Here is a 14,022-nt window from a genome sequence, read left to right on the forward strand (position 1 = left end):
ACATAATATGTCGTACTATGTGAAAGTAGTATGTAAAATTAAATTTAAAACATTTATAGTATGTTTAATTGTATAAACCAAAATATTGATATTAAAAATTATTTTTAAGGGTTAATTATGTTGCTGACGATTCAGTCTAATCAGGTGGAACAGATTATTCCAGATGCAAGTTCAGCAAAATCAGCTAAGAAACTAGCTAAATTTGAAGCATGGAATAATATATCTGGTTCAGTTGACCAATGGATTTGGGGAGAAATCCAAGGTAGTTCAATTTATCAAAGTGCGATTTTTTTACCTGAATTGAAGTGTGAATGTAGTTGTCCAAGTTTTAAACGGCCTTGTAAACATGCCTTAGCATTATTATTTGTCTATACCGAATATCAAGATAAATTTATTGTGCAATCAGACGAACAAAACATACCTGATCGTGTACAAAAATGGCGTGATAAAAAAACGAAAACTCTTGAGAAAAAAGAAAACAAGATTGATAAGCCGGTTGATGAAGAAGCGAGACTCAAACGGCAGTTGGCGCGCGAGAAAAAAATGGATGCTGGGATTGATGCATTACAAACATGGCTAAATGATGTACTTACTATAGGACTAGCACGGTTACGTCAACAGCAGCACGAGAAATTCAGAGATATTAAAAGCCGATTAGTAGATGCTCAAGTTACGGGTTTGGTGAGTTATTTAGATGAATTTTCTAGTGTCTTATATCAAACGAACTGGCAAATGGCGAGCTCATTCTGGTTGGCTAAATTACAAACGGCTGTTCAATTATGGCAGAACCGTCAGCATCTTAAACCTGAGCTTTATGAAGAGGTGAAACAGCTATTTGGTATTAATTTACCAGCTGATATGTGGGATAGCATACCAGTGCATAAGCTTAATCTTTACGCACTAGGACAAGTGACGCACGAGTTAGTCAATACTCGGGGACGTTATCGACGTCAATGGTTATGGGATAGTCAGAATCTGCGTGATTATTTAATACTGGATTTTGAAATACCACCTCATTCAAGCTTTGGATTGACCTTACCGTATCAAAAACAATTGGATTTAAATGCCAAGTTTTATCCAGTGGTAAGTCAACAACGTCTTCGTTTAGAAGATAATTTAATGTCATTTACTGATTTGAGCCTAAAGCTTGTTGCACCGAATGGCTTTAAAAATTTTGATCAAGCATTTACTCAATATGCAAATGGCTTAAAACAATATCCTTTGCAGTTAGTGCGCTTTTTCTGGTTAGAGCAATTACGTTTAGTAAAGCTTGGTAAAACAATTTATTTGGTCGATCAGGATCAAAAGATGTGTGAAATTGAAATTAAGCAATTTGTTGAGTTGTGGTTTTTAGTGGGGGCTGAGTCATTCAGTGCTGGTTTAGAGTGGGATGGGTTGAAACTTAAACTTATAAGTATTTGGCAAGGAGGGCATTTTGAATGTCTTTAACTACATCATACAGTGAGTTCAATCAACAATTGTTACTCAAACTGACTCTGGGGCAGCAATTTAAACAGACTGTAAAAGTCCCTGAGGGATTGCAAATATATGTACCTAAACAAATTGATTCAGTCCAAGATTTATTAGTCTTGAACCAATATTGGGGGCTGATGCAGCAAGCAGGTTATCAAGCGCAAGATGTTCCAGAAACATTCCAAAAAAATATCGCCGAGATTGATCAGAGAGAAAATGAAAAGCAACTGGATAATCAACTCGTGCAAATTTTGAAATGGGTTATTGCGCAAGAATCACCATTTTTATATCAGAATTGGGTTAATCAAATTTTTAAACTTGCTCAACAGCAGCAGCAAGTGATTCCTCGTTATTTGGTGTTGAAACTTCTACCACTGTGTCGAAACCCAGTGCTATTGGCAGCGATTCTACCTAAGTTTGCATTTCAAGGTGATGTTACAACACGTTTAGATGATGCAAAAAGAGTGTGGAAATATTTGAAGCAACAAGATGCTGCACCATTGATTCGTGAGTTAATGAAATTAAAAAATAGCGAATGGTCATTGTTAATAAGCCAATTATGCGATCAATTGCCAAACTTTATTCATCAACATGTTGCAGAGTTTTGGTCACAATCTATTCAGAGAAATCATTTGCAAAGTCATGCTGAAAGTCTAGTGACGTATAACATGCCAGTAACCCAATTTGAAGCTTTATACCACCATGTGAAAACACTGGAACCACAGAATGCAGCGACAGTACGTAATAATGCTGCATTAGCTTTCTATTTATATTATCAAGATAATGCACTTTATAACGAGGTTATGGTATTACTGCGTGAATGTTTGAACTACGATGTTAAAGCTAAAAAAGTTAAATTTAATATTAACTTAGATCAAGATGATGCATTGAATGATTATGGTTTTTTTGATCGAGAAGCAAATTTGCTTGAAAGTCGTAGAAGTTTGAAAACAGCCTACCAAAGCTCTCAAGTTGAACAAGCTTATCAAGCATTTTGTGAAAGTTCGCAGGGCGTGTTTTATCTCAAAAGAATTTTAATCCAATTGCCACTCGCATATTGGTTAGAATTATTTGGTAATTGGGATCATTTGTTTTCATTACATTCACAACAAAAAGAGCATATCTGGAATGCTTTTATTATTCGCTGTTATCAGGAGCAGCGCCGTGATTTAGCTTTATGGTTTTACCAACATCAAACCAAATGGTGTGAAACTGTGACGATATCAACTGGGAATAGGCTTGAACGTGAGTGGATATTTAGTCTGCTTGATCAAGAGCTAGCAACCGAATTGTTATTAAAACAACTCGAGTCCCATTACCAAAGTCAGGATTTAGAACATTTTTGGTTTGTATTTCAAAGAGCCCAAGTCTTGCATCAAAATCAAAATATTTCAGAGATGGCAGCCGTATTAATACAACATGCATATGAGACTTTGGACTTGCAGCAGGATCAAAATAAATTTGCATTACTAAAAGAGCAGGCACAATGTCTGATTTTGGAAGCTTATCCAATCGACTTCAGTTGCTTACAACCTCTGTTTTCTATTTCTGAATGGAAACAACTTATTCAGCTTAATCGGTACAAACAAGAAATTATTGCTTAATTATCAATAAATCATAAATCAGGATAATCCTCATGTCTCAACAAGTTTTACGTGCACGTGCAGAACAACAATTTTCTCATGAGTTGGATGCATTAAAGGCGCATGACAGTTTAGTGAAACCACCACAATGGCAACTTTCACCGAAAGCTGTCGTGGACTATTTATTGGGGACCACATTAGCTGATGGTACGGTGATTTCACCTAAATATATTGGTAATCGCCGTTTAATGGAAATCGCAGTCGCAACTTTGGCAACTGATCGAGCATTATTATTATTAGGGGTACCGGGCACAGCGAAATCTTGGGTGTCAGAACATTTGGCAGCTGCTATTTCTGGTAATAGTGATTTATTGATTCAAGGTACGGCTGGAACCAGTGAAGATACTTTACGCTACAGCTGGAACTATGCCCAGCTTTTATCTAAAGGTCCTAGTGAAGATGCGTTAGTCAAAAGTCCGATGTTGCGTGCGATGCAAGAAGGTAAGATTGCACGTGTGGAGGAACTTACTCGTATTCCTGCGGATGTTCAAGATACTTTAATCACTTTGCTTTCTGAGAAAAATCTGCCTGTGCCTGAGCTCGGTATTGAGTATCAAGCGATACAAGGTTTTAGCGTAATTGCGACCGCGAATAACCGTGATAAGGGGGTAAATGAACTCTCTTCTGCATTAAAACGTCGTTTTAATACTGTAATTTTACCACCACCAGCCACAATCGCAGAAGAAGTTGAGATTGTACAAAAGCGTGTTCAGTCATTAGGTAAAAGTTTACAACTTCCTGAGATTCAGCCTTTAGATGCTCAAATTCAAAAACTAGTTACAATTTTTAGAGAATTACGTCATGGGCAAACTTTGGATGGAAAGCAAAAGCTAAAAACAACAACGGGTACATTATCAACAGCCGAAGCAATTTCTGTGATGAGTCATGGTTGGGTAATGGCCGGACATTTTGGTTCAGGTAATTTAACTGACCATGAATTGGCAGCAGGTCTACAAGGTGCTGTATTAAAAGATCCTGTCCAAGATATTGTGCCTTGGAAAGAGTATGTTGAAACTGTGATTAAACAACGTGAGGGTTGGCAAGATTTGTATCGTGCTTGTCGTGACTTAGAATAAAAACAAATAATAAATGACCTCATCTTAATCTTCTCCTTTCAAAGGAGAAGATTTGATCAGAATAAAGGATAAAAAATGCTGCATATTCTCGGTATTCGTCATCACGGACCTGGTTCGGCTCGTAGTGTGTGTAATGCTTTGGCTTCGATTCAGCCTGATTGTATTTTGATTGAAGGACCTCCTGATGCCAATACGATCATAGGCCAATTGCAACATCCTGATTTTAAGCCACCTGTGGCATTGTTGTTGAATACTCCTGTACAAAAAGAAGTGAGATCACAGGCGGTATTTTATCCTTTTGCTGAGTTTTCACCTGAGTGGCAAGCTCTGCAATACGCGCTGCGTCAGCAAGTCGTAGTAGAGTTTATGGATTTACCTTTGCAACATCGTTTTGCACTGGAAAAACAATGGGCAGAGCAAAGGCTACAGCAAGATCAGCTTTTAACAGATGAACAAGCATTAGCAAATGAACAAGAGATTGAGTTGAATCAGAAAGATAATATTGAGCCAGAACACGATCTGGAACAGCGCTATCTTTCTATTCGTCGAGATCCAATTCAATTATTGGCTGAACAGGCTGGTTATCAAGATAGTGAGCGTTTTTGGGAACATCTAATCGAACAGCAACCCCATGCTGGACAAATGTTTACTGCTATTAGCGATGCGATGGCAGCTTTACGTGAACATCTGCTAAGTCAACAACCTGAAAACTACACCAGCGAAGATCAATTACTTGAACAATATCGCGAAGCCTATATGCGCAAAGTGATAAAACAAGCAGAAAAGCAAGGCTACCAAAATATTGTGGTGATTTGTGGGGCTTGGCATGCGCCTGTATTGGCAGATATAAAGACCCAAAATAAAGCTGATACTGCTTTGCTCAAAGGCTTACCTAAAGTGAAAGTTGATGCTGCGTGGATTGCATGGACACATGGGCGTTTAAATAGAGACAGTGGTTATGGTGCGGGGGTACAAGCAGTTGGATGGTATACCCATCTTTGGAAGCATTACCAACAAACTTTAGAGGAAAATGTAGATGGCGAAAAAATTACAATAGATTGGTTGAGTAAATTCGCATATGCTTTACGCCAAGCAGGCTATGATGCTTCAAGTGCTCAGATTATTGATGCGGTACAACTGATTCAATCATTATTGCAACTACGTGGACGACGTATCCCTGATTTGGAAGATTTATTTGAGGTGATTCGCTCTGTTTTGAATCATGGTTTAGATATTCCACAACCGATTTTAACTAAATTGCTCGAAGATGAGCAATTGGGACAAGTACCTGCTGAATTGATTGAGTTGCCAATTCAAAAAGATTTTTTACAGCAAGTGAAGCATTTCCGCTTAAAACTCGAAGCACCACATCGTGATATTACTCTAGATTTACGTGAAGCATTTGACTTGGCAAAAAGTCAATTTCTACATTGTGTGAAATTACTTGGTCTTGATTGGGCAGAGTTAACAGGTACAGGTACAGGTGCAAAGCAAGGGAATTTTAAAGAAATTTGGCATTTGTCTTGGCAGCCTGAAAGTAGCTTGTATCTAAATGAAATGTCATTGTGGGGCAATAGTATTCAGCTGGCTACACAAAGTTATTTAGAAAATCGGATCAAGCAGTGTGAAGATGTGGCGCAGATCGCTCAACTGATTGAAAATCTTTTACTCTCGGGACTGGATCAAAGTTTAAATCTTGCTTTAGATAAATTAAATGAGCTCACTACTCAGCATCAAGATCCAAGTATTATTCTAGCTACCTTAAAGCCGCTAATTACGGCAATTCGTTATGGCAGTGTGCGTCAGTTTTCAATGCAACATTTGCATCAATTAGTAGAACATTTAGCGATTCGATTGATGTTGAGTTTGCCGAATTATTGTGTACAACTGAATGCTGAAATGGCACAGCAGTTCGCCCAACAACTACAAGCTTTATATGAACTTTTAGAACAATTACAAAAAGATGAATTGCAACAACTCTGGCAAGATACTTTGCAACAACTATTATACCTTGAACAGATGCAAGGTTATTTGCATGGTTGTTGTGTACGTTTAGCGAGAGAACAACAGTTGATTGATGTTGAACAAACACAAGGGTTCCTGTCTCGAGCTTTATCAATCGGGCAGACGGCAGACTACAGTGCAGCTTGGTTTGAAGGTTTTTTGACACACCAAGCCTTATTATTGATTCATGAGCAAAGTCTTTGGGATACCGTGAGTCAATGGGTTAATCAATTACAAGAGCAGCAATTTATTGAATTACTACCAATTTTGGCTAGAACTGCTTCAAGTTTTAGCCCTGCTGAAGCACAGCAATTAATTCAGAAAGTGACGCAAAAATCGACCACAGTAAAACAAGAGGTTGGTTCTTTAGATATTGCACGTGCTCAAATGGTCTTAGATGAAATTTACACGTATTTACAACCTGTTACTGTCGAGGGTTAAGTGATGGATATGAATGAAGAGCTGATCACTTTAGAACAAGCTGACATTGATGAACAAGAACGACGTTGGCGTTTGATTTTAGGGCAAGCCCCCAATTCGACTACACATTTACCCAATTGGTCGCTACAAGATAGCAAGATGCAAGAGTGTTTGAATGAACTTTATCAGGGGGAACAGCCTAATCGCCGTGGTGGCTTAGGACATTCTAGTCCGCGCGTAGCGCAATGGTTAGGTGATATTCGACAGTATTTCCCGTCTTCTGTGGTGAAAGTCATCCAAAAAGATGCTTTAGAGCGTTTGAATTTACAACAAATGTTGTTAGAGCCTGAATTGTTGGCGAGTGTAGAAGTCGATATTCATTTGGTTTCCACCTTGATTTCACTCAATCATTTAATGCCTGAAAAAACCAAAGAAACCGCGCGTATTGTGGTGCGTCAGTTAGTAGAGCAGCTTGAACATCGTCTCAAACAACCGTTACAACAAGCGATTCGAGGTAGTATCAATCGTTCGGCACATACACGTCGTCCTAAACGTATGCAAGATATTAACTGGAAACGCACTATTCAAGCCAATTTGAAGCATTGGCAAGAAGACTTTAAAACCATTATTCCACATGAATTACATGGACATCCGCGCCAACAAACGGCTTTAAAAGATATTGTACTATGTGTTGATCAAAGTGGTTCGATGGCTCCCTCAGTGATTTATTCCAGTGTTTTTGCGGCAGTCATGGCAAGTATTCGTGCAGTCACTACGCAAATGGTTGTATTCGATACCGAGTTAGCCGATTTAACTCCCTTACTTGAAGACCCTGTCGATGTGCTTTTTGGGACGCAATTGGGTGGTGGAACTGATATTGCCAAAGCGATTAAATATTGTCGCAGCAAAATTACCCGTCCAGAAGATACGATTTTTATCCTCATCAGTGATTTGTGTGAAGGCGGAGATGCTAAGCAAATGCTAAAACAAGTTGCTGAAATGCTGGATAGTGGGGTGCAAGTAATTACGCTACTAGCATTGTCTGATGATGGTGCACCTTGGTACGATACTCAGCATGCACAGATCTTTGCTGATATGGGAATTCCAACGTTTGCCTGTACACCTGATCAATTTCCAGAGCTAATGGCAACTGCAATTGAAAAACAAGATATTCATGCATGGTATGCAAGCCAACAAAATCTGACATAATAGAAGTTAAAGATTATGTTATTGCATATAACACTCAATGTTTGAGTGGATTGAGGATACTTCTTTGCTGAAAATTATTTTGATTGTAGTGGTAATTTTAAGTTTAGCTCTACTGTTGTTTTTATTGTATCAAAGTCAAAAAATGCTGCGTCATGTGCAAAAACAGCAGGCTTTGGAAAATAAACTAAATGGTAAAGCGCGACAATTACATCCCAAATTGCAGCAGTTTAAAAAACCTCAGGATTAACTGAGGTTTTTTGTTGGAATTGTTTTTATAGCACCAAATTCAAAGCGATCAGGCCAGTTGCAAACATCTGCAACTACACATTCAGCGCATTTAGGTTTACGGGCAATACAACAATAACGACCGTGCAATATAAGCCAGTGATGGGAATCCAAAATAAATTCTTTAGGAATGACCTTAATTAAGCGATGCTCAACTTCAAGTACATTTTTACCTACGGCTAAACCAGTTCGATTTCCCACTCGGAAAATATGGGTATCAACAGCCATAGTCGGTTGTCCAAAAGCTGTATTTAAAACAACATTTGCGGTTTTACGCCCGACACCAGGTAAAGCTTCCAAGTCTTTTCTGTTGCTTGGAACTTCGCCGTTAAATTGTTCCATTAAAATCTTACAGGTTTTAATGACATTTTCGGCTTTAGCGTTGTAAAGGCCAATTGTTTTAATATATTCCTTTAATCCATCTACGCCTAAGTTATAGATTTTTTCGGCGGTATTCGCCACAGGGTAGAGCTTATCTGTTGCTTTATTCACACTTACGTCGGTCGCTTGAGCTGACAACATAACTGCAATAAGTAGCTCAAATGGAGAGGAATATTTTAATTCGGTTTGAGGTGAAGGTCGTTGTTCGCGAAGACGTTCAAAGAAAATTTGAATCTGCTTTTTCGTCATATTCTTGACGGCCATTCAGACCTCCTGTAGTTGCATGAGTTGCTGTTGTAGTTCTTCGAGTTGAAGACGTTTTTTAGCATCTTCACGTACACTTAACTGTTTTTCCAGTTTCTTAATTTGTGTACGAATTTTAGCTAACTCAATTGTAGTTTTAGCATCAGTTGGCACAGTCTCTTTAGATTTCTCAATGAGTTCAATTGAAGGTAATTCATCAAGTGCCTGAGAAAACTGCGCAAACAGTTGAGTATCTATTTCAGCACGTACCACTGGCCCTTTACGGTGACTGCGACGCTTTTCTTCACGCTGAATATGAGCGTAATAACGTTGTCTTAAATCATTTTGCTCTGCAGTACGTTGTTGTTCATTTGGTAAAGCTTGCGTGTCTTCAACCAAATCAATGCAATCTACGGGACATGGTGAAATGCATAACTCACAACCTGTACATAAGTCAGTCAAGATGGTGTGCATGAGCTTACCACTGCCAATAATAGCATCTACAGGGCAAGCACTAATACATTTGGTGCAGCCAATGCATTCATCTTCACGAATAATTGCTTTCATTCGCTGTGGACGACCATCTGTTTGTACAGGCCATACGCTTCTTTCAGCAGTTAATGGAGAGCGATTTAATAGATTTGCGAGTGCATCAGCAACAGGTTGTCCACCTGGAACACATTTATTTGCTTCTTCACCTTCAGCAATCGACTTTGCGTAGGGTAGACATCCATCACGATGTCCACATAGACCACATTGTGTTTGTGGTAATAACGCATCAATCTCGCGTATGAGAGAAATAGATGAATTCATAGTGGGCAAATAGCTTGGTTAAAACGATGCGATAATGAAGAAAAACCTAAGTAAGGTCAATGGATTTTAACGAATTTATCGGGTTTTTAATTGACCTAAAATGTCGCTAATTATGCACAATAATAGATCAATAAAAGTGAAAAGTTAAATGACTATTTCTGATCTTTAAGTAGTTTTTCTAAAAATAAGTTTTTGATAATTAAGGGTAATAAAATAATTTAAAATAACTATTGTTAAAATTGATGGAAAGGGATTTAATATTTTGCTGCTAAATGATGCATTTAATAATGTATTGCACCAATTTAATTCATTACTATGCTGAGGACCGTGCATTGAAATATAAAAACTTGAATGAATTCCTGAATTACGTGCAAGCGCGTGATCCGCATCAACCTGAGTTCTTACAAGCTGTCGAAGAAGTAATGACGAGTTTGTGGCCATTTATTGAAAAAAATCCGGAATATGCAGAGCAGGGTTTGTTAGAACGCTTAGTTGAACCTGAGCGTGTGATTCAATTTCGTGTTTCATGGATGGATGATCAAGGTCAGACTCAAGTTAACCGAGCTTTCCGTGTTCAATACAATTCAGCAATTGGTCCATTCAAAGGGGGAATGCGTTTCCATCCTTCAGTCAATTTATCAATTTTAAAATTTTTAGGTTTTGAGCAGACTTTTAAAAACTCACTTACCACCTTACCAATGGGTGGGGGAAAAGGTGGTTCAGATTTCGATCCTAAAGGTAAATCTGATGCTGAAATTATGCGATTCTGTCAGGCACTAATTATTGAACTTTATCGCCATTTAGGACCAAATACTGATATTCCTGCGGGAGATATTGGTGTGGGTGCGCGTGAAGTCGGTTATATGGCCGGCATGATGAAAAAGCTGAGTAATGACACCGCTTGTGTCTTTACCGGTAAGGGAATTTCATTTGGTGGTAGCTTGATGCGTCCTGAAGCAACTGGCTATGGTACGGTTTATTTTGCAGAGGAAATGCTCAAAGCACGTGGACAATCTTTTGCTGGTAAAACTGTTTCAGTATCTGGCTCTGGTAACGTTGCACAATATGCAGCAGAGAAGGCCATGTTCTTAGGAGCAAAAGTTATTACTTTATCTGACTCTAACGGCACAGTTTATGTAAAAAACGGTTTTACAGATGAGTTGCTTGTTGAAGTCATGAATCTTAAAAACGTTAAACGTGGTCGAATTTCTGAGTTTGCTTCTAAACATGGTTTTGAATATTTTGAAGGAAAAACGCCGTGGCATATTCCTGTCGATATTGCTTTACCATGTGCTACGCAAAATGAATTAACAGGTGAAGATGCTAAAACGCTTATTGCAAATGGCGTAATTTGTGTGGCTGAAGGCGCTAATATGCCATCTACACTTGAAGCAGTTGAACACTTCATCGAAGCTAAAATTTTGTATGCGCCAGGAAAAGCATCTAATGCGGGTGGGGTAGCAACATCTGGTTTAGAAATGTCTCAAAATGCAATTCGTTTAAGCTGGACACATGCTGAAGTCGATGAGCGTCTACATGCAATTATGAAAGACATTCATGCCAATTGTGTAAGATACGGTACTAAAGAAGATGGTACTGTGAACTATGTTGATGGTGCCAATATTGCAGGTTTTGTAAAAGTGGCTGATGCAATGCTTGCTCAAGGTATTTTCTAAAAATAGAAATAAAAAATCCGATGCAAAAGCATCGGATTTTTTTAGTTTAAAAACTTATTTTTTAGGTTTTTTAACTAATTCTTGCTCAACAACCATATCTAATACATCAGCTTGACTAGATTGGTCTGCTGCTGGATTTTTAACTTCAAAACGTTTCACACGTAAAATTACGCGTTGGTCTGGATTGTGTTCAAAACCTTCAATTTGGCCATAATATAATGACCAGTTTTTGTCAGCGTAAGTTTTAACGCCTTTGTCATCATATTTAATTTCACGAACTTGCATACAAGTTTGTGGTGCAACACCAGTACATGATTTAGTTTGTGGAGCAACTTCTAGGAAAACAGTTTTTCCTTCAGATTGATATTTTGCTTCAGGTGTCATTTTACCAGTAAAGGTATATTTTTGACCTTGAGCATCAGATACCGTTAGTGTTGGTTGATCAACGTTTGTGGTATTGAGTTCAAATGGAATCGCACGTTTTTGGAAAAGACTGCTAGAAAATTGTTCCTGTTTCATTAAAGCAGGTTCACACGCCATCATTGTTGACATTACATCAGCAGTTACGATGGTGTTGTTTTCAACTTTCCAAGTTGTTCCTTGGCGGTTACAGCCTGTTGCGATTGATAAACGGTCGTTGGTGAAGTTAAGAACGATAGGTTTTTTTGTATTTTCAGGCTGATAAGACCAAGAGTAGTCTGTTAAGGCTTGAGTATTCACTGCTTTTTGACCTTGGAAAATATGCTTTTGACCAGTTTTGTCTGTCACGCTTAAAATCACCTGACCATTATTGTTACTAATTTCGATTGGTAATTTTGTGTCACTAAAGATGCTATTCGACAATTGTTCTTGTTTCATTAAATCATCTTGGCAAGCCATCATTGTTGAAACAAGGTTAGATGTAACAAGTTGGTTACCTTCAACTTTCCAAGTACCGCCTTGGCCATTACAACCTGTATTGATTGCTAATTTGCCATCTGCATTAAAGTTAAGGATAAGTGGTTTAGAAGCTTTTACATTTTGATAAGTCCAAGCATATTCACCTAAAGTGGCTGCAAGGTTTTGTTGTTGCTCAGATACAATTGGAGCAGGAGTATTAGTAACTGTTTGACACGCCATCAAAGAAAAAGGTAATAACGCAAGAATTAAATATTTAATTTTCATTTAAAAACTTCAAGTAAAAAAACAACAGCAATAAGCTTAAAACATTCTTAAAAAAAGAAAATGTAAACATTTGATTGTTTCGGTTTTTAAAATGTATAAGTTTGTAAGTTATTCTAATTTTCAACAAAAATAATGGTATACCCCGCGAAACGGGGTATTTGCTAATAATTAATCAAAACGATAGATGTCCATGCCTAGTGAGCCCATTGTGAAGCTGCTGTGAACAATCGTAAAACGATTACCTGTGCCCATAGCAAAAAACAACGGGGCAAAATGTTCTAGGGTAGGATGATTGCGTTTTACATACGGCAACGATTGCCAGTCCAGTACGCCATCATAATCTTGGTGGGTAAGTTTATTCACAACAGCATTTCTAAAAGTTGAGGCCCATTCTGGAACTTTAGAGTTGTCTCCTTGCCAAGATAGCTCTGCAAGATTATGAGTAATACTGCCTGAACCAATGAGTAAAATCTGCTTATCACGTAAAGGCGCGAGCGTTTGTCCTATACGATAAATTTCTTGTGCGCTTAAATTAGTTGGCAAAGAAATCTCGACGACAGGAATGTCAGCATCAGGATACATATGTAATAGAGGCATCCATACACCATGGTCACGAGGGCGCGTACTATTCGCATGTGCAACTAAATGAGCATCTGCCAGTAATTTTAAGATTTCTTCAGCAAGTTCTGGTTGCCCAGGCGCACTGTAGCGAATTTCATATAACTCTTTAGGAAATCCGCGGAAGTCATGCCACGTTTCAGGACGAGTTGAAATGCTCACTTCAAGTGCTTTGCTTTCCCAGTGCGCAGACATCACAATGATTGCCTTTGGGATAGGCAGATTTGTACCTAAACGGTGTAGAGCAGGTCCCACTTGTTCCGGGTCAAGTGCAAGCATGGGTGAACCATGTGAAATAAACAGTCCGGGAAGGGTTTGTAGTTCCATTTCATTACACCTGAGTTGAAAAGCAGAATAATAAGTATTATGCCAAAATCAGAACATGATAAAAGTATCCTGATTTCAACGGATTGTTCCTAAAATGAAACGGTTGTTGTTTTTATGCACGGTGATAGGGATGATTATGATTAATAGTCATTGCCCGATATAGTTGCTCAATTAATAAAACACGTACTAAAGGATGGGGCATTGTGAGTTTTGAAAGTGACCAATGCCATGCTGCAGCTTTACGTACTTGATCTGATAAACCATCTGGTCCACCAATAGCAAGTGCTACATCATTGCCTTCAAGCATCCACTGTTTCATGGTGTCAGCCAGTTTCTCTGTGCTGAGTTCTCGGCCACCGACCTCTAGAGCAATTAAAGTTTCATTCGGTTTTAAAGCATTTAAAATACTTTCACCTTCAATTTGACAATATTTTAAAATATCCGCTTCTGAATCATTCTTACCACGTTTGGCCATAGGAAGTTCAATGACTTGAGTTTGCACAAAAGGTTGAATACGTTTGAAGTAATCTTCAAAACCAGTGAGAACCCAAGCAGGCATTTTTTGACCAATGGTCAGAATACGAATTTTCATATTATCTATTCATTTAAAACAGCTGGCGCATTATACCTGAGGAAGAGATGAATTCGCGGTAGTAAAATAGGCATAAAAAACGCAGTCCAAAAAACGGT

At 38.3% G+C, this 14,022-nt stretch carries 12 protein-coding genes; 7 read left to right on the top strand and 5 right to left on the bottom strand.

Annotation, left to right across the window (positions count from 1 at the left end):
• The first annotated feature begins 117 nt into the window (after positions 1-117).
• The 6 genes from ACS125_RS09150 to ACS125_RS09175 all read left to right on the top strand — a co-directional run bounded on the left by ACS125_RS09150 (position 118) and on the right by ACS125_RS09175 (position 8,072).
• The gene (locus ACS125_RS09150) at positions 118-1,449 is read left to right on the top strand and encodes an SWIM zinc finger family protein (protein WP_443271648.1); all 1,332 of its coding nucleotides are present in this window, start codon (positions 118-120) and stop codon (positions 1,447-1,449) included.
• Positions 1,440-3,077 (top strand): hypothetical protein, encoded by a 1,638-nt coding sequence (locus tag ACS125_RS09155; protein WP_443271650.1) that lies wholly within the window; start codon positions 1,440-1,442, stop codon positions 3,075-3,077. Before ACS125_RS09150 ends, ACS125_RS09155 begins: the two co-directional genes overlap by 10 nt.
• 32 nt (positions 3,078-3,109) lie before the next feature.
• Positions 3,110-4,192 (top strand): ATP-binding protein, encoded by a 1,083-nt coding sequence (locus ACS125_RS09160; protein WP_443271652.1) that lies wholly within the window; start codon positions 3,110-3,112, stop codon positions 4,190-4,192.
• Between the two features lie 75 nt (positions 4,193-4,267).
• Positions 4,268-6,637 carry a DUF5682 family protein gene (locus ACS125_RS09165; protein WP_443271654.1) on the top strand — a complete coding sequence of 790 codons (2,370 nt, stop codon included), beginning with the start codon at positions 4,268-4,270 and terminating at the stop codon, positions 6,635-6,637.
• A gap of 3 nt (positions 6,638-6,640) precedes the next feature.
• Positions 6,641-7,825, top strand: coding sequence for a VWA domain-containing protein (locus tag ACS125_RS09170; protein ID WP_443271656.1), 1,185 nt, complete (start codon positions 6,641-6,643; stop codon positions 7,823-7,825).
• A 64-nt stretch (positions 7,826-7,889) separates the two neighbouring features.
• Complete coding sequence (locus tag ACS125_RS09175) at positions 7,890-8,072, top strand: hypothetical protein (protein ID WP_068564205.1); 183 nt, start codon at positions 7,890-7,892, stop codon at positions 8,070-8,072.
• Here the strand turns inward: ACS125_RS09175 and nth are convergent.
• Together nth and ACS125_RS09185 are read right to left on the bottom strand one after the other, a co-directional pair.
• Positions 8,069-8,755 carry an endonuclease III gene (gene nth, locus ACS125_RS09180; protein WP_060465437.1) on the bottom strand — a complete coding sequence of 229 codons (687 nt, stop codon included), beginning with the start codon at positions 8,753-8,755 and terminating at the stop codon, positions 8,069-8,071. The genes ACS125_RS09175 and nth overlap by 4 nt on opposite strands.
• Entirely contained in the window at positions 8,756-9,547 is a 792-nt protein-coding gene (locus ACS125_RS09185) for an RnfABCDGE type electron transport complex subunit B (RefSeq protein WP_443271658.1), read from the bottom strand. It abuts the gene before it with no gap.
• Between the two features lie 272 nt (positions 9,548-9,819).
• On the opposite strand from ACS125_RS09185, the gene gdhA reads away from it, so the two are divergent.
• Positions 9,820-11,223 carry an NADP-specific glutamate dehydrogenase gene (gene gdhA, locus ACS125_RS09190; RefSeq protein ID WP_443271660.1) on the top strand — a complete coding sequence of 468 codons (1,404 nt, stop codon included), beginning with the start codon at positions 9,820-9,822 and terminating at the stop codon, positions 11,221-11,223.
• 54 nt (positions 11,224-11,277) lie between these two features.
• On the opposite strand, the gene ACS125_RS09195 is transcribed toward gdhA, so the two are convergent.
• From ACS125_RS09195 to rlmH, 3 genes are all read right to left on the bottom strand, one after another.
• On the bottom strand, positions 11,278-12,387 hold the full coding sequence (locus ACS125_RS09195) for an META domain-containing protein (RefSeq protein WP_443271662.1): 1,110 nt from the start codon (positions 12,385-12,387) through the stop codon (positions 11,278-11,280).
• 168 nt (positions 12,388-12,555) lie between these two features.
• Positions 12,556-13,332 carry a DODA-type extradiol aromatic ring-opening family dioxygenase gene (locus ACS125_RS09200; RefSeq protein ID WP_443271664.1) on the bottom strand — a complete coding sequence of 259 codons (777 nt, stop codon included), beginning with the start codon at positions 13,330-13,332 and terminating at the stop codon, positions 12,556-12,558.
• Positions 13,333-13,444: 112 nt separating this feature from the next.
• Positions 13,445-13,924: a 23S rRNA (pseudouridine(1915)-N(3))-methyltransferase RlmH gene (gene rlmH, locus ACS125_RS09205; protein WP_004793934.1), complete on the bottom strand. Its 480-nt coding sequence runs from the start codon at positions 13,922-13,924 to the stop codon at positions 13,445-13,447.
• Positions 13,925-14,022: the final 98 nt, after the last annotated feature.

Origin of the sequence: Acinetobacter sp. PFS20, assembly GCF_052261015.1 — a bacterium.
GTDB lineage: Bacteria > Pseudomonadota > Gammaproteobacteria > Pseudomonadales > Moraxellaceae > Acinetobacter.

Bases quoted from the DNA above. Each gene is read 5' to 3' on its own strand.
- ACS125_RS09150 (WP_443271648.1), top strand. From the start codon at position 118: ATGTTGCTGACGATTCAGTCTAATCAGGTGGAACAGATTATTCCAGAT.
- ACS125_RS09155 (WP_443271650.1), top strand. From the start codon at position 1,440: ATGTCTTTAACTACATCATACAGTGAGTTCAATCAACAATTGTTACTC.
- ACS125_RS09160 (WP_443271652.1), top strand. From the start codon at position 3,110: ATGTCTCAACAAGTTTTACGTGCACGTGCAGAACAACAATTTTCTCAT.
- ACS125_RS09165 (WP_443271654.1), top strand. From the start codon at position 4,268: ATGCTGCATATTCTCGGTATTCGTCATCACGGACCTGGTTCGGCTCGT.
- ACS125_RS09170 (WP_443271656.1), top strand. From the start codon at position 6,641: ATGGATATGAATGAAGAGCTGATCACTTTAGAACAAGCTGACATTGAT.
- nth (WP_060465437.1), bottom strand. From the start codon at position 8,755: ATGGCCGTCAAGAATATGACGAAAAAGCAGATTCAAATTTTCTTTGAA.
- ACS125_RS09185 (WP_443271658.1), bottom strand. From the start codon at position 9,547: ATGAATTCATCTATTTCTCTCATACGCGAGATTGATGCGTTATTACCA.
- gdhA (WP_443271660.1), top strand. From the start codon at position 9,820: ATGATGCATTTAATAATGTATTGCACCAATTTAATTCATTACTATGCT.
- ACS125_RS09195 (WP_443271662.1), bottom strand. From the start codon at position 12,387: ATGAAAATTAAATATTTAATTCTTGCGTTATTACCTTTTTCTTTGATG.
- ACS125_RS09200 (WP_443271664.1), bottom strand. From the start codon at position 13,332: ATGGAACTACAAACCCTTCCCGGACTGTTTATTTCACATGGTTCACCC.
- rlmH (WP_004793934.1), bottom strand. From the start codon at position 13,924: ATGAAAATTCGTATTCTGACCATTGGTCAAAAAATGCCTGCTTGGGTT.